We start from the raw sequence: 18,636 nt of genomic DNA on the forward strand, positions 1-18,636 counted from the left end.
TTTTAGTTCTTACCCACACCGCCCAGGATGCAGGCTCAAGCAGCCAACCCTGAAGCTACTGCTTGTTCGGATTTACATTCGTGGCGGCCCCGCCGGGAGCCGCTCCGCCCTCGTCGGACCAGTCCTGACTCGTGCTGTCGTTGAGCGCCGGACCGGATTCAACATCGGAGGTTCCGAGGTTTACCGTCTCCGGATGCGTGCTGTGGGCGGGCACGTGCCCGCTGTCTGCCGATGTACCGGCTGCAGACGCAGTGCCGGCAGAAGCGGTGCCAGCGTCACCCGACTTCGATGCATCGCGGTGGATGGCTGAGCCGAGCACGGTTCCTGCCCGGCGCGCGGCTTCCGCTAGTTGGTCACTTACCTCAGGGGCCTTGTCCTTGACGGCTTCGGTTGCTGCCGTGACCTTGTCCTGGACCGGCTTGCTGTCCCAGATGCCTGCAGCTCGTGCTTTGAGCTTGTCGTACGCTGCCCGGCCGGACCTGGATCCGAGCACATAGCCTGCAGCGATTCCGGCGCCGAAGAGAAGTTTGGATTTCATGATGATCTCCTACTCTTGAGGGGGATCTGTACGATTTGGTTCGGCCCGTAGGGCCTGGGGTAGGAAACCGGCCCCGGGAGCTTTCCCGGAGCCGGTTCCGGCACTGCCGTATCTAGCGGGCCGAGCGCTTGGTAATCATGCCGTAAACCAGCAGCACGATAAGTGCGCCTCCGATCGCCAGCAGCCAGGTGGACAGCGAGAAGAACTCGTTGATACCGACATTAAAGAGCGCGCTGCCGATGAAGCCGCCGAGAATTGCACCAACCACACCAAGCAGAAGCGTGATGAAAATGCCGCCGCCCTGCCGGCCGGGGAGGATGGCCTTAGCAATGGCTCCGGCAATGAGGCCAAGAATCAGAAATGCGAAAAAACCCATCTTTTATCGTTCCTTCTTCATCTAGAGGAGTTACCCGGATTGCCGGGTACGCTTCGTCCTTCTGCTCAATACTAAACATGCTTACTATTTATTCGCCAGTCGCTATCCGTGGGAGGCTACCGGCAGCACAGGCCGGGAGCAGGGCGCTAGTGGCCCTGGACGTCGGGATTTACCCCGGCCTCGGGGCCTTCATCGAGGGTGCTAATGGCATTCAGGTCCTCCTCATCCAGAGCGAAGTCGAAGACGTCGATGTTCTCCTTCATCCGCTGGGGATCGGAGGACTTGGGGATGGCCACCAACCCCTGCTGTACGTGCCAGCGCAACACCACTTGGCTCACCGTTTTGCCGTGTTTGCCGGCGATTCGTGTCAGGACGGGCGCGGACAGGAGCCCCGACCCCGCACCTAGCGGGCTGTACGATTCTGTTGCGATCCCGTGCCGCTCGTTGTAGGCGCAGTCCGCGGAGCGGGTTACCGAGGGGTTGAGTTGGATCTGGTTGACGGCCGGCACCACGTCGGTCTCCCACATGAGCTTTTCCAGATGAGCGGGCTTGAAGTTCGATACGCCGATCGACCGGACTTTCCCTTCGACCTGCAGCCGCTCAAAGGTCTTCCAGGTGGAGATGAATTCTCCGCGGCGGGGGAGCGGCCAGTGGATCAGCAGCAAGTCCACATAGTCCAGGTTAAGCCGCTTCAGCGAGCCCTCAAGGCCTGCTGCAGCCAGATCCCCGCCCTGGAATTCGCCGTCCAGTTTGGTGGTGATGAAAAACTCCGTCCGGTCCAGGCCGCTGGCACGGATCCCGGATCCGACGCCGGCCTCGTTCCCGTAACGCACGGCGGTATCGATATGCCGGTACCCGGCTTCCGCAGCCCGTACGACGGCGTCACTCACCTCCCGGTCGTTCAGCGGCCAGGTGCCAAGGCCGATCTGAGGTATCCGGTTGCCGTCATTCAGCTCGATGACTGGTGCTTGTGCCATGCGGAAGAGTCTTTCCTATCGGGGGCAGTTTGCCCAGACCCCGTTTGCTGCCTTGCGGGTCCATTCTTGCTATCTTCCGAGGTCAGCGCATGGATGCTCCTGGACCTCCTGTTGTTACGATGAGCGCAAGGAGGCATATGCAGGTCTTGCTCGGTAGGCGCGCTCTGGTGGACGTAGCCGTTGCCATGGCTGGTTTCCTCGTGTCCGGCAGCTGGATCCTGACCGCTGCAGGTGCTGAAGCAACGTACTTCCTTGGCGCTATAGGTGCCGGACTGGCGGTGGTGGGAAATGCCGCGGCCTCTGTCCTCCTCCGCAGGCCCCGGCTGACCACGGCCGCGGACCGCGTTACCCTGATTCGCGCTGTGTTGATTTCGTGCTGCGCGGCGATAACGGTTCCAGCGTTGTTCGGCGGAACCGGGTCCGGCGTGCCGATGGTCCTGCTGGGTGCGGCCGCTTTCCTTCTTGACGCGGTGGACGGGGCCGTTGCGCGGCGATTTGCCTGCGAGAGCCCGGCGGGAGGTCGGCTGGATGTCCAGACCGATGCGGCGCTGGTCCTCGTGCTGTCGTGCGCGGCTGTACCCACCGTCGGTCCCTGGGTCCTGGCCATCGGACTCATGTGGTACGTCTTCGTCGCCGCCGGATGGTTCCGGCCTCAACTTAAACGAACGCTGCCGGTTAAGAGGCTGCGCAAGGTTATTGGTGCGTACCAGCCCTTCGCCTTGCTGCTGGCGCTCATGCCGGGGGTGCCCGGTGGAATCGGCACCGCTGCCGTTGTCCTGGCGTTTGTGGCGCTGGTGACTTCGTTTGGCCGGGACGTCGTCGAACTGGAGCAAGGCCACCGGAAGTGGACCGGCCGGAACTCCAGCACCGAACTGGTCAACTGACGGCGGCTGAACTGACTCTTCCGGCACTTCTCGCAGGGCTTGGTGCTCTGGACTAACCACGGCCCCGCTGGTAATCCTTGGAGTGCCCGGCAGGAGAAATATCCTTGCCCTTCCAAAAGCTAAGGATCCATACCATGAGCGAAACGCCCACCGATCCGGAGCAGGACCCGACCGAGCAGCACGAGGGTGGTTCGCCAGAAGGCTTCCCCTTCGACCCCAACCAAGACCCGCCCCGGGAGGAACCCGCAGTTCCTCACCAGGACAACCCCGGACCGCCCACCGGCCCGGACGGCGAACCTGACGAGCCGGCGCTGGAGGATCCCCAGCGGCCGCCCACTCGGTAGCACCTGCTGACGCGCCCGCGCGGCTCGCTCCGCGGGGCGGGTCTGTGCTGATGCCCAGCCGAAGCTCTGGATTCTATTCATTCGCCCATTGGGCCAGTGTGGTGCGGTTCATAGCCTTGGAGGAGGAACTTCTACCAGCCCTCCGACCCAAGGATGACATTCGACGATGAAACGCATCGCACTGCTTCGGGAACGCCAGACACCCTCCGCTTCGACCGGAACCCACTGCCCGGCGTCGGGAATGTGGGCCCCTGCTGACTCGCCGGACGAGGCGCACGCCTTCTTTGAAGGACAGGTATTTCCCGCGTTCCAGGGGATTCCCACCGTGTGGCGCCGGAGAGCTGCCGGCCAAGATTAAGCAAGTGATGCGGCGCCGGCTGAACCTCAGCCGGCGCCGCATGACTGGTTCCGCTACCGCCCGGTCAGTCCCTGGTATCGCTCAGTCAGTCCCGCTCCAGGCGGAACCCGAGCTTGAGGGTGACCTGCCAGTCCGCCACCTGGCCGTTCTCGAGGTGGCCGCGGACCTCCTTGACTTCGAACCAGTCCAGGTTGCGCAGCGTCTTCGCCGCGTCGGAAATGCCGTTGCGGACGGCCGCGTCGACGCCTTCGGTCGAGGTTCCGACAATTTCAGAAATGCTGTAGGTGTTATTAGACAACTTCGCTCCTCGTGATCGCCATCGATACCCGGCTGCGGGCCGTTCCTGCAGAGTATCGGACGCGGCGCCCGGGGACTAGGCTTCCAGCACGTAGCTTCTGAGGTCGCTCAGGGTCTGCTGCATGTGGGCGTCCATGGCATTGCGTGCCTGCTGTGGGTCGCGGGCAGCCAGGGCCTCGTAGATGTTCTGGTGGTGCCCGATCGCATGCTCCTGGATATCCGGCACCTTCGAGGTTTCGGTCCGTCCCTTTTCGAGAACGCGGTGCAGCGGTTCAAAGAGGACGGCCACAAAGACGTTCTCAGACGCTTGCAGTATCTGGTCATGGAAAGCCAGGTCGGCGGCAACAAAGCCTGCCACATCATTGCTCTGGTGTGCCTTCCGCATGTCCGCCACGCAGTCCCGAAGGCCTTCGAGCTCGGCATCGGTAATGCGGTGTGCCGCCAGCTCGCAGGCACCCGTTTCCAGCATCCGGCGCAACTCGATCAGCTGGACCGCGGCGGCCGGGCCGTTCTGCCCCTCGGAGGCGGCCCGCAGCACTGCCTCCAGTGACGACCAGCGGTTGAGCGGGTTCACGAACGTGCCGCGGCCCCTTTCCACACTAAGGATGCGCTGCGCCTCGAGGGTCTTCATCGCCTCCCGCACTGTCATGCGGCTGACATCGTGCCGTGCGCTGAGTTCCAGTTCTCCCGGCACGCTGCTGCCGGGCGGAAACTCGCCGGAGATGATGCGGTCAAGGAGTTCGTCGGCGACGACGCCCACCAATGATTTGCGTGCCATTTGTTCCGTTCAGCGTGTGCGGCCTTTGCAGCCTGAGATGTCTGCACAAAGTGTACTTGCGCACGTGCTGTGCGTTATGCCACACTAGCATCAAACGACAGATGTCTGACATCTGACAAAGTCATCCACAAGACAGTTTCGACACAACGGAGTGCACAGTGCCCCTCGAATCCGACGTTCTGGCCGCCTTTCCCGCCGAACTCCAGATCCCTGCCCGGCAGGTGGCCGACGCTGTTGCGGCCACGGTTGCCACGTCCCCGCGCGTCCTCGTGGTGCTCGACGACGATCCCACCGGCACGCAGTCAGTGGCGGATCTTCCAGTGCTCACCCGCTGGGAAGTCGAGGACTTCCAGTGGGCTCTCCATCAGGGTAAGCCCGCCGTGTACGTGCTGACGAACACCCGCAGCCTCGACCCGGCAGAAGCGGCTGAACGCAATGAAGAGGTGGTGCGCAACGCCCTTGCCGCTGCCCGCAACAGCGAAGGAGAGGTCAAGCTCGGCTTTGTGAGCCGCAGCGACTCGACCCTCCGCGGACACTTCCCCCTGGAACCGGACGTCATTGCCGCGACGGTGGCGGCGGAAAGTGGCGAGGCAACGGACGGCGTCGTAATGGTTCCCGCATTTCCCGACGCCGGCCGCATCACCATTGGCGGCGTGCACTACACGCGCGGCCCGGAGGCCGGCCAGCTGGTCCCCGTTGCCGAGACGGAATTCGCCAAGGACGCCACCTTCGGGTTCGCCAATTCCGAGATGGCCAAGTACGTGGAAGAGAAGTCGCAGGGCCGGTTTTCCGCAGATTCCGTGATTGTGCTGGACCTGAACATCATCCGCGCCGGTTCCGCCACCGGGCAGGCAGAGGTGTCGGCCAAGGCAATTGCTGACGCGATCGAGCCGGCCACGCAGTCCACCCCCATCGTGGTGGACATTGTCACGGAAAACGACATGCGCGCCCTGGCCCTTGGCCTGGAGGAGGCCGAGCGCCGCGGCAAGAAGCTGCTGTACCGGGTCGGCCCGCCGTTCATGCGCGCCCGGATCGGCCAGGACATCAGGCCTGAACTCAGCGGCGAGGAAGCGTACGCGGGCAACACCCCGTCCGAAGCAGGCGGCCTGATCGTCGTCGGCTCCCACGTGGGCGTGACCACCCGGCAGCTCAAGGTGCTCACCGACCGGCACAGCAGTGCACGCATCATGGAGATCGACGTCGAAAAGCTTCTCGGTGAGGAGGCAGCCGCGTACCTCGACCAGACGGTGGACACCGTCGTGGAGGCGCTGCGCGGCGGCGACGTAATCGTCCACACGAGCCGCCTGCTCATCAAGAGCGATGACCCGGCCGAAAGCCTGCGTATTGCGCGCACCGTGTCCGCCGCCGTCGTCGCCGTGGTGAACCGGACGCTGAAAACCTTCCCGCCTCGGTTTGTCATCGCCAAGGGCGGTATCACGTCCTCGGATGTGGCGGCGCACGGGCTGGAGATCCGGCATGCGATCGTCCGCGGGCCCATGCTGCCGGGCATCGTGAGCCTGTGGGAGCCGGTTGACGGCCCGGCCAAGGGGATCCCGTACATCGTTTTTGCCGGCAATGTCGGTGATGACGAGTCGCTCGCCCAGGTCACCAGCAAGCTCAGCAACACGTTCTAGTCCCCACCGGCTTCCCGGCTTCCCGCAACAATGCCACTTTCACTGGAGAACACCATGACCTCGAATTACACAGTCACCGTCCTCGGACTGGGCGCCATGGGTCTGCCCATGGCCACCCGCCTCGCCAGCCAGCTGACCGTCCACGGGTTCGACATCGCCGAACCGCGCCTGCGCCTCGCCGAGGAATCCGGCGTGAAGACCTTCGCCTCCGCACGGGACGCCGCCCAGGATACTGACGCCCTGCTGCTGGCAGTGCGCAACAGCGAACAGCTCGATGACGTCCTGTTCGGCGGGAACGGCGTGGCCTCGGTGCTGAAGCCGGGCGCCGTCGTTATCCTGACCAGCACCGTGGGCACGGAGGCCATTCCGTCCACCGTCGCCCGCCTGGCCGAGTTCGGCGTCGGGCTCGTGGACGCCCCGCTGTCCGGCGGTCCGAAGCGTGCAGGCGAAGGCGACCTGCTGATCGTCGTCGGAGCCGAACCTAAGGCACTGGAATCGGCGCGTCCGGTCCTGGAACTGCTCGCCTCCACCCTGACCGTCGTCGGCGACAAGCCCGGTGACGGGCAGGCGCTCAAGACCGTCAACCAGCTGCTGTGCGGCATCCACATCGCAGCAGCCGCCGAGGCAATGGCATTGGCCGATGCCCTGGGCCTGGATCAGGCAAAGACCCTGGCCGCCCTCGAGGCCGGCGCCGCGGGCTCCTTCATGCTGTCCAACCGCGGCCCGCGGATCCTGGAGGCCTACACCGAGGAAGGCGCCGAGGTGCTCAGCCGCCTGGACATCTTCGTCAAGGACATGGGCATCGTGGGCAAGGCCACCCGCAGTGCTGGCCTGGCGACCCCCGTTGCCGCCGCCGCCGAGCAGCTGTACCTGCTGGGCCAGGCCCACGGGCTGGCCGCCGCTGACGACTCCGCCGTCATCAAGGTAGTTGCCCCCACCAAGCGCACTGCCGGGGAAGGCTGATGCGGGTCCAACTCGATGAGCTGGTGGTTTCCGCCCTCCAACAGGGGGCGGCTGTGCCGGCGTTCACCTGCTACGACTTCACCACGGCCCTGGCGGTGGTGAGCGCCGCAGAGGACGCAAAGCGCGGCGTCATCCTGCTGGTGGCGCCCAAGACCGCCGCCACAGCCAACGGACTGAGGCTCATCTCCGCGCTCCGGGGACTGGCGGATGCCGCGTCCGTGCCGGTTGCCGTGCAGCTCGACCACGCCTCCGACCTTGAGGTCATAACCGCCGCCGTCGCGGCCGGTGCGGACTCCGTCCTGGCCGACGGCTCGGCGTTGCCGTATGAAGAGAACATCGCCTTGGTGAATGCAGTGCGGTCCGCGCTCGAGGCCGAGGGCCATGCCGGCGTGGTCTTGGAGGCTGAACTCGGCGGCCTGGCCGGCGACGAGGACAAGGCGTTCGGCGCTGAGGGTGACGGAGCGGGCAACGAGGTTGCCGGGCTCACCGACTCCGCCCAGGTGGAGCACTTCGTGGTACGGACAGGCGCGCAGCTGCTCGCCGTGGCCGTGGGCAACGTCCACGGTAAGTACAAGGGCGAGCCGCGGCTGCGCTGGGATGTTTTGCAGGACATTGCAGTGCGGACGCACATCCCGCTGGTGCTCCACGGCGCATCCGGCATTCCGGCGGACGACTTGGCCAAGGCTCCCGCCATGAACGTGGGCAAGGTCAACTTCAACACTGAACTCCGCACCGGCGTCCTCGCCACGCTCGAGGAACAGCTTCCCGCGCACCGGGCCGACGGCGAAAACCTCCAGGGGCTGCTGGCACGGTGGAACGCCGCCGCAAAGGACTTCAGCGCCGGCACGCTCGCGACTCTCAGCCGCTGACCTTGGAGTTTTTGTACACGTATCGCGAGTTCGAGGGCCTTTTGGGGCCAATAAGTGTACAAAAACTCCAGGCCGCCACATGAGGGTCAAGTTGGCGCACAATGGAAACTACAACGACGTAAGCGAGTTCCATTGGTGGGGGCGCCATGAAGAATTCCACGCAGCCGGGGGCGGGGACGGACATTGCCGTGCCCGGCCGCGACCTGGCCATCGATATGGCCCGCTTCATTTGCCTCGTCCTTGTGGTGGTGGGTCACTGCATGATGACCAGCCCGGTGCTGCACCCCGACGGCACCGTCACCACGGAAAACACCCTGGCCGAGCAGGACTGGTTCGAGCCGGTCATCTGGGTCTTCATGGTGATGCCGCTGTTCTTCGTGGCCGGAGGTATCACCGGGGCGCAGTCCTGGCGGCGCATGCAGGCCCGGGGCGGCAGCGGCTTTGAGTTCGCCCAGTCCCGGCTGCTGCGCCTGGTCCGCCCGGCGGCGGCCCTGCTCGCGGTAATGTTCGTGGGCCTGTGGGGTGCGCTGCTGGCCGGTGTGGATCCGCAGGTGGTGCAACTGCTGGCCAGCGGGGCCGGCATGCCGCTGTGGTTCCTGGCAGCCTATCTGGCGGCCCAGCTGAACATTCCGCTCCTGGTGAGGCTGCACCGGCGTGCCCCGTGGCTGACTCTGCTGGGCCTGGTGGCGCTCGTGGTGACGGTTGACTGCTTCCGCGGGGCTTTCCCGACGCTCGCTTACATCAACATGGTGTTCGTTTGGTGCGCCGCGCAGCAACTCGGGTTCTTTATGGCGGACGGCTGGCTGGACCGGTGGAGCAGGTCGCAGCTGGCGGGGCTGATCGCCGCGAGCAATCTGCTGATGGTCGTGCTGGTGGTGCTGGGCCTGTACCGGGACAACATGCTGGTGAATCTTAATCCGCCCAACCTCAGCCTGTTCCTGCTGGGTGTCTCGCAGGCGGCGGTGCTGCAGCTTTCCCGGCCCCTGCTGAACGCCGTAGCGGCCGTGCGCTGGATCCGTGCCGTGATGGCCGTCGCCGGCCGGCATGCCATGACGGTCTACCTTTGGCACCTGCCGCTGCTGGCTGCCATGACCGGGCTGCTCCTGCTGACCGACTTTCCTAAGCCCGCCTCGGGCAGCGCGGAATGGTGGTGGTCACGCCCGCTCGTTTTCCTCGGGGTGGTCCTCCTCCTGCTGCCCGCGGTCGGCCTGTTCGGGCGGCTTGAGGAACGGCCGACGCCGGCCATGCACTCGAGCGGCCGGGCGCCAGCCGCCGTGGTGACCGCCGTCGTCGTCGTTTTCGTCCCGGTGGCAGACGCCGCCGTCAACGGCCTGACGCTGGGACTCCTGGGCGGCGGTGCCGCCTGCTTCGTCCTGGCCGTGCTGTTGCTGGGGCGCGTTCCCGCGCGCGGAATTCGACCATTGCCAGCACAGCCATTAAGTGCCAATGTCGAACCATGACCGAGAACACGACAGCCACCGAGGACCAATTCACCCCGGACGTCACCACCTTCCGGAACGATGCACTCCACCGCTACGAACTACACGTGGGCGGGAAGCTGGCGGTGGAAGTCAGGTTCGAAGACCAGCCAGGGCACGTGGACTTCATCCACACCGAGACGTCGGAGCAGTTCCAGGGCCACGGTCTGGCCAAGGTGCTGATCCATTTTGCCCTCGACGATGTTGTGGCGTCGGGCAAGCGGATCATCCCGCACTGCCCGTTTACTGCCCGCTACCTGCGCAAACACGAGATATACACGCAGTGCATCGACTGGCCTGAGGCGGACGCGCCCAAGCTACTCGGCACCTGAAGCGCCCTCACGGGAGGTCCCCATATGCCGTGAACCGCGGTACTTGTGACCGCGGGGACATTTCCGTACGATCGGGCAGGGCTATGCAGTTGGCCTTCAGACTCTCTTTTTGGGGATCTCTTTGAACCAACAAACTGCGTGTGCCGCGGCGATGACTGACGCGGCGATGAACGAAGAAGCTATGCCTAGAGACGTAGCGGCCGGTCCCATGACGGATGAAGAACTGTGCGGTCTTCTGGACGGATACCTGAACGAAGCCGTGGACCCGGCTGGAACCCTCGCGTCGATTCCGGATGCCCAGTTGGCCCGCCTGGCGGACGGGCTGTACCGGCATTTGGACACGCCCAGCCCTGCTTTCGGCGCGCGCTTCTGGTATGTCCAGGTCACCGAGGAGCTCCGGCTGCGCCCCCTTGGCCCGTCCCGCTCGGCCGCCATCGGTCCGGCCGGCCCGGTGGCAAGTGAGGTCCCCGCCGGGTAGGTGCGGGAGCTCAAGTGTCCGTTCGCGCTGGGTGGGGATTACGACGGCGGGGGCTGCTTTGCGCGGTTCCGTTGCCATTGCGCCGCGTGCCAAAAAAGCAGGCCGAGGACTCCGACCAGGCCGCCGAAAAGGATCTGCGGTGCGAACGTGATCCACATGTAGCTGACGGGCATGACCTGCGGCTGGGTACCTGAATTCAGTGATTCCTGCGCGAGCGTGAAGACTCCGAAAGGCGACACCAGCAGGATCGCCACGAGAACCCACAATGCCGCTATGAATGGGTTCACGGCCAGGCGGCTTCGCTGCCCGAAGTCCGCCGCCTCGTAGGGTGCGAAACCTGGTTGATCCGGTCCGACGGTTGGCTGCCCCGGTCCAGCGCCCCGTTGTCCCGGCCCAAAGCCCGGCTGCCCAAATTCTTGCCGACCCTGGCCTGCCATTGAAGGGCCGAGCCGGCTGTCACCGGCGGGCGTCATACGCCCGTATCCGGTGGGATTTCCCTGCGGATCGACTTCCCGAAAATTTATCGGATCATGCTCACTGCCGGACATGTCCCCCTGCTTCCTGCTGCGGTCTACGCCTCGTGCCAGAAACTCTACTCCGCCCGTCCGGCCTTGTGCCCGGTGGCGCCCGCCCTGCCGCGGATTGGCATTATGTGCCGTTCGGCTGCGCCGGGAAAGTCAATGACCCCGGATAACGAAGAAAATCCCTGGATACGAGTGGCTGGCAGAAATTACATCACAGTAGTTTGACTAAAAGGTTCACCTAAGTAAGGCTGTCCTTGCTTGGTATCCGATGCTGGTGCCTGGTGCATATCCCACGAAAGAAGGATGACCTATGACGCTGCTGCCCGACGTGGACGAGCCACGCGCGGACTTCGTTGCCGGAGCCGGACCGTGCGCCGAAAACACGTCTGACCCGAACACGTCGGACCAGAACGTGGCTGCCGTGAACCGGCCCGCCGTGGACTTCGGGTCTGGCGTGGAACTCGCCCTCGCCGCCAGCAATCAGCTGTTCAACGCACGGAATGCCCCGCGCTACGTGGCCCAGGTGCTGCAGGGCGTCAACGCCGTGGCCACCAAACTCGAGCGGACCTCGCAGCCGTTCACCGGCGTCGGCCCGGCCGAGATGAAGCGCCGCGTGGAGGCAGTGGACCTGGAGCGGCCGCTGCCGGACACTGCGGCTGCCCTCGAGGAGCTGCAGCACACCTACCTGCGCGACGCCGTGTACTTCCATGACGCGAAGTACGCCGCGCACCTGAACTGCCCGGTGGTCATTCCCGCCCTCGTGGGGGAGGCCGTGCTCTCGGCCGTGAACTCGTCAATGGACACGTGGGACCAGAGCGCAGGCGCCACCATGATCGAGCGCCGCCTCATCGACTGGACCGCCGAGCGCCTCGGCCTGGGGAACGAGGCCGACGGCGTGTTCACGTCCGGGGGCAGCCAGTCCAACCTGCAGGCACTGCTCATTGCCCGCAACCATGCGGTGGCCCGGCTGCGGCAGGATCCGGCGAACGAGGGGCTGCGCCTGCCGCCGCTGCTGGAGAAGCTGCGGATCTTCACGTCAGTGGACAGCCATTTCAGCATCCAGAAGTCGGCCTCCATGCTGGGACTGGGGTTCGACGCCGTCGTATCCGTCGACTGCGCGGCGGACCACCGGATGGATCCGGCAGCCCTGGCCAGTGCGCTGGCTACAGCCTACGACGACGGCCTGCTTCCCATGGCGGTTGTGGGTACCGCCGGGACCACAGACTTCGGCGCCGTGGATCCGCTGGCCGAGCTGGCTGCCCTGGCCGGAGCCTACGGCGCATGGTTCCACGTTGACGCCGCGTACGGCGGCGGGCTCATGGTCTCCAACCGCCACCGCCATCTCCTGGAGGGCATCCGGCTGGCCGACTCCGTTACGGTGGACTTCCACAAGACCTTCTTCCAGCCGGTCAGCTCCAGCGCGCTGTTGGTCCGCGAGGGTGCAATGCTGCGCCACGTCACCTACTATGCCGACTACCTCAACCCGGAAACCGCGGCGCGCGCCGAGATCCCCAACCAGGTGGACAAGAGCATCCAGACCACGCGCCGGTTCGACGCCCTCAAGCTGTGGCTCACGCTCCGGATCATGGGCGCCGCTGCCGTTGGCGCGCTGCTCGACGAGGCGATCGACCTGGCAGCCCGGGTGGGCTCCATGCTCGCGGCAGATAACGACTTCGAGCTGGCGGCCGAACCCCAGCTGAGCACGCTGGTTTTCCGGTACCGGCCGGTCCTGGCTGATGGAACCAGGCTTTCGGAGGACGCAGCCGATGAGCTGAATCCGGCCATCCGCGCAGCCGTGTTCGCGTCTGGCCAGGCTGTCGTGGCGGGCACCAAGGTCGCCGGAAGGCACTACCTGAAGTTCACGCTCCTCAACGCCGAGGCAACGCTCGAGGACATCAGTGAGATCATCGGCCTGCTTCGAAGCGCTGGCAAAAGTCTGCTGGATGCCGATCTCCCGGGTGCCGGCTCCGCACGCTCGGAGGCGCACGCATGAGCATGCCGTCGTTTAGCACCTCAGGCACAGACCGCGTTTACGACTTCGCCGGGATCGGCGTCGGGCCCTTCAACCTGGGGCTCGCCGCGCTGAGCGAACCCATCGAGGGCTTGGACGGCGTGTTCCTGGAGCGCCGCGAATCCTTCGACTGGCACCCCGGCATGATGCTGGAGCCCGCCCATCTGCAGGTGCCGTTCATGGCGGACCTCGTGACCCTGGCGGATCCGACGTCACCGTACTCGTTCCTGAATTTCCTCAAGCAGACCGGGCGGCTCTACCGTTTCTACATCCGCGAAAGCTTCTACCCGCTGCGGGCCGAGTACAACCAGTACTGCCAGTGGGTTGCCGGCCAGTTGCGTTCGGTCCGGTTTGGCACGGACGTCACCGAAGTGACGTACGACGGCGGCGTGTACACGCTTTCGGTGGACGGCCCGGCGGGTCCGGAGGTACTTCGTGCGCGCCGGCTGGTGCTTGGCACCGGAACATCGCCCTACATCCCGGAGGCGTGCCGCGGGATTCTGGGGGCCGGGGGACCGGTGCTGCACAACGCGGACTACCTGGCGCGCAAGAGCGAACTCCAGCAGCAGCGCAGCATCACGATCGTCGGCAGCGGGCAGAGCGCGGCGGAGATCTATTTCGAACTGCTTCAGGACATCGACGTGCACGGGTACCAGCTCAACTGGGTCACCCGCTCGGGCAGGTTCTTCCCGCTGGAGTACACCAAGCTCACGCTGGAGATGACCTCGCCGGAGTACGTTGACTATTTCCACGGTCTCCCGCAGGACCGGCGCGACTTCCTCATCAGCAGCCAGAAGAACCTCTACAAGGGCATCAACTCCGAGCTCATCGACGCGATCTACGACCTCCTGTACACCAAGAGCCTCTCCGGCATGGTGGACACCCGGCTGCTCACGCATTCGACCGTGACCGGTGCCGGCTGGAACGCCTCCACCGGCTCCCACACCTTGGCGCTGTCCCACAGCGAGCAGGGCACGGACTACTCGCTGGAGACGGAGGCGGTGGTCCTGGCCACTGGATACGCTTACCGCGAGCCGGCGTTCCTGTCCGGCGTGCAGGGGCGCATTGCCCGGGACGGCGCCGGAAGGTTCGCCGTGCAGCGCAACTACAGCACCGGCGTCGAACCCGGCGAAATCTTCGTGCAGAACGCGGAACTCCACACCCACGGTTTCGTCACGCCGGACCTCGGGATGGCCGCCTACCGTAACTCGTGCATCCTCCGGGACATTTTGGGCCGCGAGGTCTATCCGGTGGAGCGCAGCATTGCCTTTCAGGAGTTCGGCGTGCCCGCGGAGGTTGTGCCAGTAGATGTACCTTCGCCCGCTGAAGTGACTGCACAGGCGGAGGTGCCCGCATGAGCTTCACGTTCCGCTGCCTCGACGCGGTTGCCGACGCGCCACTCATCCACAGCTGGGTCACCCGCCCGTACGCCTCCTTCTGGGGGATGCTGAACGCGACGGTCGGGGACGTCGTGGAGGAGTATTCCAAAATCCAGTCCAGCGGACACCACCACGCGCTGCTGGGGATCGACGACGACGTTCCTGCCTTCCTGATGGAGGAGTACCTGCCGGATTCGTCGCCGCTCAACGGCGCCTACGCCGTCCGGCCGGGCGATATCGGCATGCACCTGCTGGTTGCCCCGCCGCAGGGGACGCCGCGCAACGGGTTCACTGCCGACGTCATGGAGTCCGTCCTGGACCGGCTCTTCCAAAAGCCCGGCGTGGAGCGGGTGGTAGTGGAGCCCGACGCCCGCAACACCAAGATCCACGTCCTCAACGCGCGGCTGGGCTTTGAGCCTGCCGGCGAGGTGAACCTTCCGGACAAGCAGGCCCTCCTGAGCTTCTGCACGCGCGAGTCATTCCACTCCGCCCGCGCCGCCCGTTCGTCAACCCCGAAACGCCAATCAACCCAGGAGGCATCACTGTGACCACTCTTGAAACTCTGACCACCCTTGAACGTGAATCTGCCCTCACCGCCGGAAATGCGTCACCCCATCTCACACCCGAACGATGGGCTGCTGCCAACAGGCACCTGGTCCGCAAGGCGCTCGCCGAGTTCGCGCACGAGCGGATCCTGGTTCCGGAGCCGGTGGGTGAGAATGACAGGAACGGTGACGGCGGGTACCGGGTCCGGAGCGATGACGGCAGCGTTGAATACCGCTTCGCCGCCCGGATCCTGCAGCTGGACCACTGGTCCGTCGATGCGGACTCCATTACCTGCAGCCGCGACGGGCAGGACGCCCCGCTGGATGCCCTGCGGTTCATCACCGAATTCTCCGGCACGCTGGGCATCCGCCAGGAGATGCTCCCCGTTTACCTCGAGGAGATCAGCAGCACGCTTGCCAGCCATGCGTTCAAGCAGTGGAAGGGCCAGCCGACGTCGGCCGAACTGGCAGCCGGCGTGACCCGCGGAGCGGACGTTGCCACGGACTTCCAGACGATTGAACGCAGCATGACCGAGGGGCACCCGTGCTTTGTGGCCAACAACGGCCGGCTGGGCTTCGGAATCGGTGACTACCGTGCCTTCGCCCCGGAGGCTGGAGCCGCGGTGCAGCTGGAATGGATCGCGGTGCACCGCAGCAAAGCGGTTTTCACGTCCAGCGAAGGCCTGAATTACGCTGCCCATCTTGAATCCGAACTGGGGGCGGGCGCGCTGGCTTACTTCGACGCCGAGCTCGGCGTACTCGGCCTCGACCCGGCCCAGTACTTCCTGATGCCGGTGCACCCGTGGCAGTGGGAGAACAAGCTGACGGTCACGTTCGCGGCCGAAATAGCCCAGCGGCACATTGTCCACCTCGGAACGGGGACCGACAGCTACCAGGCGCAGCAGTCCATCCGCACGTTTTTCAACACGACGGCACCGGAGAAGACGTACGTGAAGACAGCCATGTCGGTTCTTAACATGGGGTTCATGCGCGGGCTGTCGCCGCAGTACATGAAGGCAACGCCGGCGATCAATGACTGGCTCCAGGACCTGATCGCCGGTGACGACGCACTGCAGGGCCGGGGGCTCGCCATGATCCGCGAAGTGGCGGCCGTCGGCTACCACAACGGCTATTACGAGGCAGCCGCTGCGAAGGGCTCGCCGTACCGCAAGATGCTGTCCGCGCTGTGGCGGGAGAGCCCGCTGCCGCTGCTCAAGGACGGGCAGCAGCTGGCCACCATGGCCTCGCTTCTGCACGTTGACGCCGCGGGCAAACCCATGGTGTCCGCGCTGATCGAGCAGTCCGGCCTGGAGCCGGGGGCGTGGCTGCGGCAGTACTTCGAGGCCTACCTCATGCCGCTGGTGCACTGCCTGTACCGCTACGAGCTTGCCTTCATGCCCCACGGAGAGAACGTGATCCTGGTCCTCGAGAACGGCGTGCCGGTCCGCGCCGTCATGAAGGACATCGCGGAGGAGATTGTGGTGATGGGGGACAGGGTTGACCTGCCCGAAGCGGTGTCCCGGATCAAGGCGGACATTCCCGACGGCGACAAGGTCCTGTCCATCTTCACCGATGTGTTCGACTGCATCTTCCGCTTCCTCGCCGCCCTCATGGAGGAAGACGGCCTACTCAGCGGCGATGAGTTCTGGCGCACGGTGGCAGCAGCGGTTCGCGACTACCAGGGTGAGCACCCGGAACTGGCAGACCAGTTTGCCCGTCACGATCTGTTCGCCCCGGACTTCGAGCTGTCCTGCCTGAACCGGCTGCAGCTGCGCAATAACCAGGAGATGCTCGATCTGGGGGACCCGTCCGGGGGCCTGCAGAAGGCGGGAAGGCTCGCGAACCCGCTGGCCACCTTCGCCTAGTCCGGGGCTAGGCTGTTGGCATGACGCCCAACACCGCCAGACCCACTGCCCTCGTCACCGGTGCCACCGCCGGACTGGGCGCGGAATTCGCCCGCCAGCTTGCCGAACAGGGGAACAACCTCGTGCTAGTGGCCCGCGACACGGCACGGCTGCAGGCCACCGCGGACGAGCTGCAGCGGCGGTACGGAACCACGGCTGAGGTGCTGGCCGCGGACCTGACCGATGACGGCGGCGTGGCCGCCGTCGTCGGACGTCTTTCCGACCCCTCACGGCCGGTGGACATGCTGGTGAACAACGCCGGAATCGGGCTGCTGCACAACTTCGACGAGAACCCGATCGAGGATGAGAAGAAGCACCTGAGGCTGCACGTGGAGACTGCCATGGAGCTCAGCCACGCCGCCCTCCAGGGCATGCTGGCCCGCGGCTCCGGCCGAATAATCAACGTTGCCAGCGTGGCGGCTTTCCTGCCGCGCGGTTCCTACTCGGCGGCGAAGGCCTGGCTGCTCAGCTTCAGCCGCTGGGCGAACCTCGCCTACTCACCCCGCGGCGTGACGGTGACCGCCGTCTGCCCCGGTTTTGTCCACACCGAGTTCCATGACCGGATGGGGATGGACAAGTCCGTGGCCCCGGGCTGGACGTGGCTGCGGCCGGGGCGCGTGGTCCGCGAAGCGCTGGCGGACAATGAGCGCGGCAAGGCTGTTTCCATCCCTACCAAGCGCTACAAAGTGCTGGCCGCCGTCGCCCGCGTGGTGCCGGACAGGTTTACGGCCGGGCCGCCGCGCCGGCCGCAGGAGCCGGGCGTCGGTTCCGCCGCGAGCGGATAAGCACCACCACGAGGATTCCGACGCCGGCCCCCACCACCGTTTCGACGGCGCGTTCGATGATCAGCACTTGTGGGTCGGCCGGCGCCGCCAGCTGGGTCATCAGCAGGATGACCGGAGTGAACCAGACCATGGCCAGCCCGTAGTGCCGGGTCATGAACAGCTCGGTGCCGAACTGGAAGACGATTACCAGCAGCGCCAGCACCGCGGCCTCCGCTCCGGGGAAAAAGTGCAGCGGAGCCCAGGGGCCCGGCAGAAGTACGACGGCGACCAGCACCAGCCCCAGGAACGTCCCCATGATCCTGTGGATGCCGCGGTGGACGCTGCTGGGCAGGTCCGCGCCGGCGAGGGGAACCGCGGCGGCCGCCATCGCCCAGTGCGGGTGGCCGCTTCCGGTCAGGACGCCGATGGTGCCGGCGGCACCGACAGCGAGCACGTAGCGGGCGGCATGGACCGCCGCGTGGCGCCGGAAGGTTCCGTGGAGGCGGACTGCAGGACGCGCCGCGCCAGGGTGCCAGGCCCTGCCGCGGACCCAGCCGCCGAATCCCACCAGCAAGGAGAACGCCGCGGCGCTGCCGGCGATAAGCAGCGCAACATACCAGGGCACGGCGGTGGGAACGGATGCGCTGGCGCCCAGGGCGAGGATCCCGAAGAAGGGGCCGTTGGGCCGCAGCCGCACCTTGTCAGAATAGACAGACCCCACGCCCGCCAGCAGGGCTTCGACGCCCACGAGCCACCAGGAGTGCAGGCCGTTGGCGGACAGGACCACGCCCACGGTCACGCCAGAAAGCAGGACCAGTGCCGCCTGGAATTGGTGCTTGAGCCGGAGCTGGTGCGGCTCGGAGCGCCCGTACATGCCGGTCAGTGCGCCGAACACGGCATAGATGGTGAGCTCCGGCCGGCCGAGGAGCAACAGGACGAGGGAGGGGACGGCCACGCTGATGGCCACGCGCCATGCCGAGAGGTGGTCGTTATTGGCGGGGCCCAGGCTGTGCAGCTGCCGCAGGTGGTGCACCACAGACTGCACCGGCACGACCCCTTTCACCCTACGAAGGTAGCACCGCCGCAAAGTTCTCACCGCGTGCTGCGTCACAAAGTGAGACGAGCAACAGGCCGGGCAGCGCGAAAGCCCGCCCGGCATGCCCCAGAGGTGGGGAATGCCGGACGGGCCTTCATCAGCGTCAG

At 65.7% G+C, this 18,636-nt stretch carries 21 protein-coding genes; 14 read left to right on the top strand and 7 right to left on the bottom strand.

Annotated elements, in window-relative coordinates:
• Nucleotides 1-55: 55 nt before the first annotated feature.
• The 3 genes from QFZ33_RS02765 to QFZ33_RS02775 form a co-directional block, all read right to left on the bottom strand.
• A complete protein-coding gene (locus QFZ33_RS02765) occupies nucleotides 56-538 on the bottom strand; it encodes a hypothetical protein (protein ID WP_307024639.1) in 483 nt (160 codons plus the stop codon).
• A 112-nt stretch (nucleotides 539-650) separates the two neighbouring features.
• Nucleotides 651-914, bottom strand: a complete 264-nt coding sequence (locus QFZ33_RS02770; RefSeq protein WP_102972847.1) for a GlsB/YeaQ/YmgE family stress response membrane protein — start codon at nucleotides 912-914, stop codon at nucleotides 651-653.
• Between the two features lie 146 nt (nucleotides 915-1,060).
• Complete coding sequence (locus QFZ33_RS02775; RefSeq protein ID WP_307024642.1) at nucleotides 1,061-1,891, bottom strand: aldo/keto reductase; 831 nt, start codon at nucleotides 1,889-1,891, stop codon at nucleotides 1,061-1,063.
• Between the two features lie 167 nt (nucleotides 1,892-2,058).
• Here QFZ33_RS02775 and QFZ33_RS02780 point away from each other — a divergent pair, with 167 nt between their 5' ends.
• The 3 genes from QFZ33_RS02780 to QFZ33_RS02790 all read left to right on the top strand — a co-directional run bounded on the left by QFZ33_RS02780 (nucleotide 2,059) and on the right by QFZ33_RS02790 (nucleotide 3,477).
• Nucleotides 2,059-2,775, top strand: coding sequence for a CDP-alcohol phosphatidyltransferase family protein (locus QFZ33_RS02780; RefSeq protein WP_307024644.1), 717 nt, complete (start codon nucleotides 2,059-2,061; stop codon nucleotides 2,773-2,775).
• Between the two features lie 134 nt (nucleotides 2,776-2,909).
• The gene (locus tag QFZ33_RS02785; protein WP_307024646.1) at nucleotides 2,910-3,119 is read left to right on the top strand and encodes a hypothetical protein; all 210 of its coding nucleotides are present in this window, start codon (nucleotides 2,910-2,912) and stop codon (nucleotides 3,117-3,119) included.
• A gap of 166 nt (nucleotides 3,120-3,285) precedes the next feature.
• The gene (locus QFZ33_RS02790; protein WP_307024648.1) at nucleotides 3,286-3,477 is read left to right on the top strand and encodes a hypothetical protein; all 192 of its coding nucleotides are present in this window, start codon (nucleotides 3,286-3,288) and stop codon (nucleotides 3,475-3,477) included.
• Between the two features lie 85 nt (nucleotides 3,478-3,562).
• Here the strand turns inward: QFZ33_RS02790 and QFZ33_RS02795 are convergent, their stop codons facing one another.
• Both QFZ33_RS02795 and QFZ33_RS02800 read right to left on the bottom strand, forming a co-directional pair.
• On the bottom strand, nucleotides 3,563-3,775 hold the full coding sequence (locus QFZ33_RS02795; protein ID WP_102972852.1) for a dodecin: 213 nt from the start codon (nucleotides 3,773-3,775) through the stop codon (nucleotides 3,563-3,565).
• Between the two features lie 75 nt (nucleotides 3,776-3,850).
• The gene (locus tag QFZ33_RS02800; RefSeq protein WP_307024650.1) at nucleotides 3,851-4,552 is read right to left on the bottom strand and encodes a FadR/GntR family transcriptional regulator; all 702 of its coding nucleotides are present in this window, start codon (nucleotides 4,550-4,552) and stop codon (nucleotides 3,851-3,853) included.
• Between the two features lie 158 nt (nucleotides 4,553-4,710).
• Between QFZ33_RS02800 and QFZ33_RS02805 the strand changes: the two genes are divergently transcribed.
• The 6 genes from QFZ33_RS02805 to QFZ33_RS02830 all read left to right on the top strand — a co-directional run bounded on the left by QFZ33_RS02805 (nucleotide 4,711) and on the right by QFZ33_RS02830 (nucleotide 10,306).
• Nucleotides 4,711-6,186, top strand: a complete 1,476-nt coding sequence (locus tag QFZ33_RS02805) for a four-carbon acid sugar kinase family protein (RefSeq protein ID WP_307024652.1) — start codon at nucleotides 4,711-4,713, stop codon at nucleotides 6,184-6,186.
• A gap of 54 nt (nucleotides 6,187-6,240) precedes the next feature.
• Nucleotides 6,241-7,149, top strand: a complete 909-nt coding sequence (locus QFZ33_RS02810; RefSeq protein ID WP_307024654.1) for an NAD(P)-dependent oxidoreductase — start codon at nucleotides 6,241-6,243, stop codon at nucleotides 7,147-7,149.
• A complete protein-coding gene (locus tag QFZ33_RS02815; protein ID WP_307024656.1) occupies nucleotides 7,149-8,018 on the top strand; it encodes a class II fructose-bisphosphate aldolase in 870 nt (289 codons plus the stop codon). The genes QFZ33_RS02810 and QFZ33_RS02815 overlap by 1 nt, the downstream gene beginning before the upstream one ends.
• 146 nt (nucleotides 8,019-8,164) lie before the next feature.
• Nucleotides 8,165-9,478 carry an acyltransferase family protein gene (locus tag QFZ33_RS02820; protein WP_307024658.1) on the top strand — a complete coding sequence of 438 codons (1,314 nt, stop codon included), beginning with the start codon at nucleotides 8,165-8,167 and terminating at the stop codon, nucleotides 9,476-9,478.
• Nucleotides 9,475-9,828, top strand: coding sequence for a GNAT family N-acetyltransferase (locus QFZ33_RS02825; protein WP_307024660.1), 354 nt, complete (start codon nucleotides 9,475-9,477; stop codon nucleotides 9,826-9,828). The genes QFZ33_RS02820 and QFZ33_RS02825 overlap by 4 nt, the downstream gene beginning before the upstream one ends.
• 181 nt (nucleotides 9,829-10,009) lie before the next feature.
• Nucleotides 10,010-10,306: a hypothetical protein gene (locus QFZ33_RS02830; RefSeq protein ID WP_307024661.1), complete on the top strand. Its 297-nt coding sequence runs from the start codon at nucleotides 10,010-10,012 to the stop codon at nucleotides 10,304-10,306.
• 38 nt (nucleotides 10,307-10,344) lie between these two features.
• Here the strand turns inward: QFZ33_RS02830 and QFZ33_RS02835 are convergent, their stop codons facing one another.
• Complete coding sequence (locus QFZ33_RS02835; protein ID WP_307024663.1) at nucleotides 10,345-10,593, bottom strand: hypothetical protein; 249 nt, start codon at nucleotides 10,591-10,593, stop codon at nucleotides 10,345-10,347.
• A gap of 547 nt (nucleotides 10,594-11,140) precedes the next feature.
• Here QFZ33_RS02835 and QFZ33_RS02840 point away from each other — a divergent pair.
• The 5 genes from QFZ33_RS02840 to QFZ33_RS02860 are packed head-to-tail and all read left to right on the top strand — an operon-like array spanning nucleotide 11,141 to nucleotide 17,454.
• Nucleotides 11,141-12,823, top strand: coding sequence for a pyridoxal phosphate-dependent decarboxylase family protein (locus tag QFZ33_RS02840; protein ID WP_307024665.1), 1,683 nt, complete (start codon nucleotides 11,141-11,143; stop codon nucleotides 12,821-12,823).
• Nucleotides 12,820-14,199, top strand: a complete 1,380-nt coding sequence (locus QFZ33_RS02845; protein WP_307024667.1) for a lysine N(6)-hydroxylase/L-ornithine N(5)-oxygenase family protein — start codon at nucleotides 12,820-12,822, stop codon at nucleotides 14,197-14,199. Before QFZ33_RS02840 ends, QFZ33_RS02845 begins: the two co-directional genes overlap by 4 nt.
• Complete coding sequence (locus QFZ33_RS02850) at nucleotides 14,196-14,768, top strand: GNAT family N-acetyltransferase (RefSeq protein ID WP_307024669.1); 573 nt, start codon at nucleotides 14,196-14,198, stop codon at nucleotides 14,766-14,768. Before QFZ33_RS02845 ends, QFZ33_RS02850 begins: the two co-directional genes overlap by 4 nt.
• A gap of 14 nt (nucleotides 14,769-14,782) precedes the next feature.
• Complete coding sequence (locus tag QFZ33_RS02855; protein WP_307031629.1) at nucleotides 14,783-16,630, top strand: IucA/IucC family protein; 1,848 nt, start codon at nucleotides 14,783-14,785, stop codon at nucleotides 16,628-16,630.
• A gap of 20 nt (nucleotides 16,631-16,650) precedes the next feature.
• The gene (locus QFZ33_RS02860; protein ID WP_307024671.1) at nucleotides 16,651-17,454 is read left to right on the top strand and encodes an SDR family NAD(P)-dependent oxidoreductase; all 804 of its coding nucleotides are present in this window, start codon (nucleotides 16,651-16,653) and stop codon (nucleotides 17,452-17,454) included.
• On the opposite strand, the gene QFZ33_RS02865 is transcribed toward QFZ33_RS02860, so the two are convergent.
• Nucleotides 17,393-18,478, bottom strand: coding sequence for an FUSC family protein (locus tag QFZ33_RS02865; protein ID WP_307031631.1), 1,086 nt, complete (start codon nucleotides 18,476-18,478; stop codon nucleotides 17,393-17,395). The genes QFZ33_RS02860 and QFZ33_RS02865 overlap by 62 nt on opposite strands.
• Nucleotides 18,479-18,636: the final 158 nt, after the last annotated feature.

The organism is Arthrobacter globiformis, assembly GCF_030815865.1.
GTDB lineage: Bacteria > Actinomycetota > Actinomycetes > Actinomycetales > Micrococcaceae > Arthrobacter > Arthrobacter globiformis_B.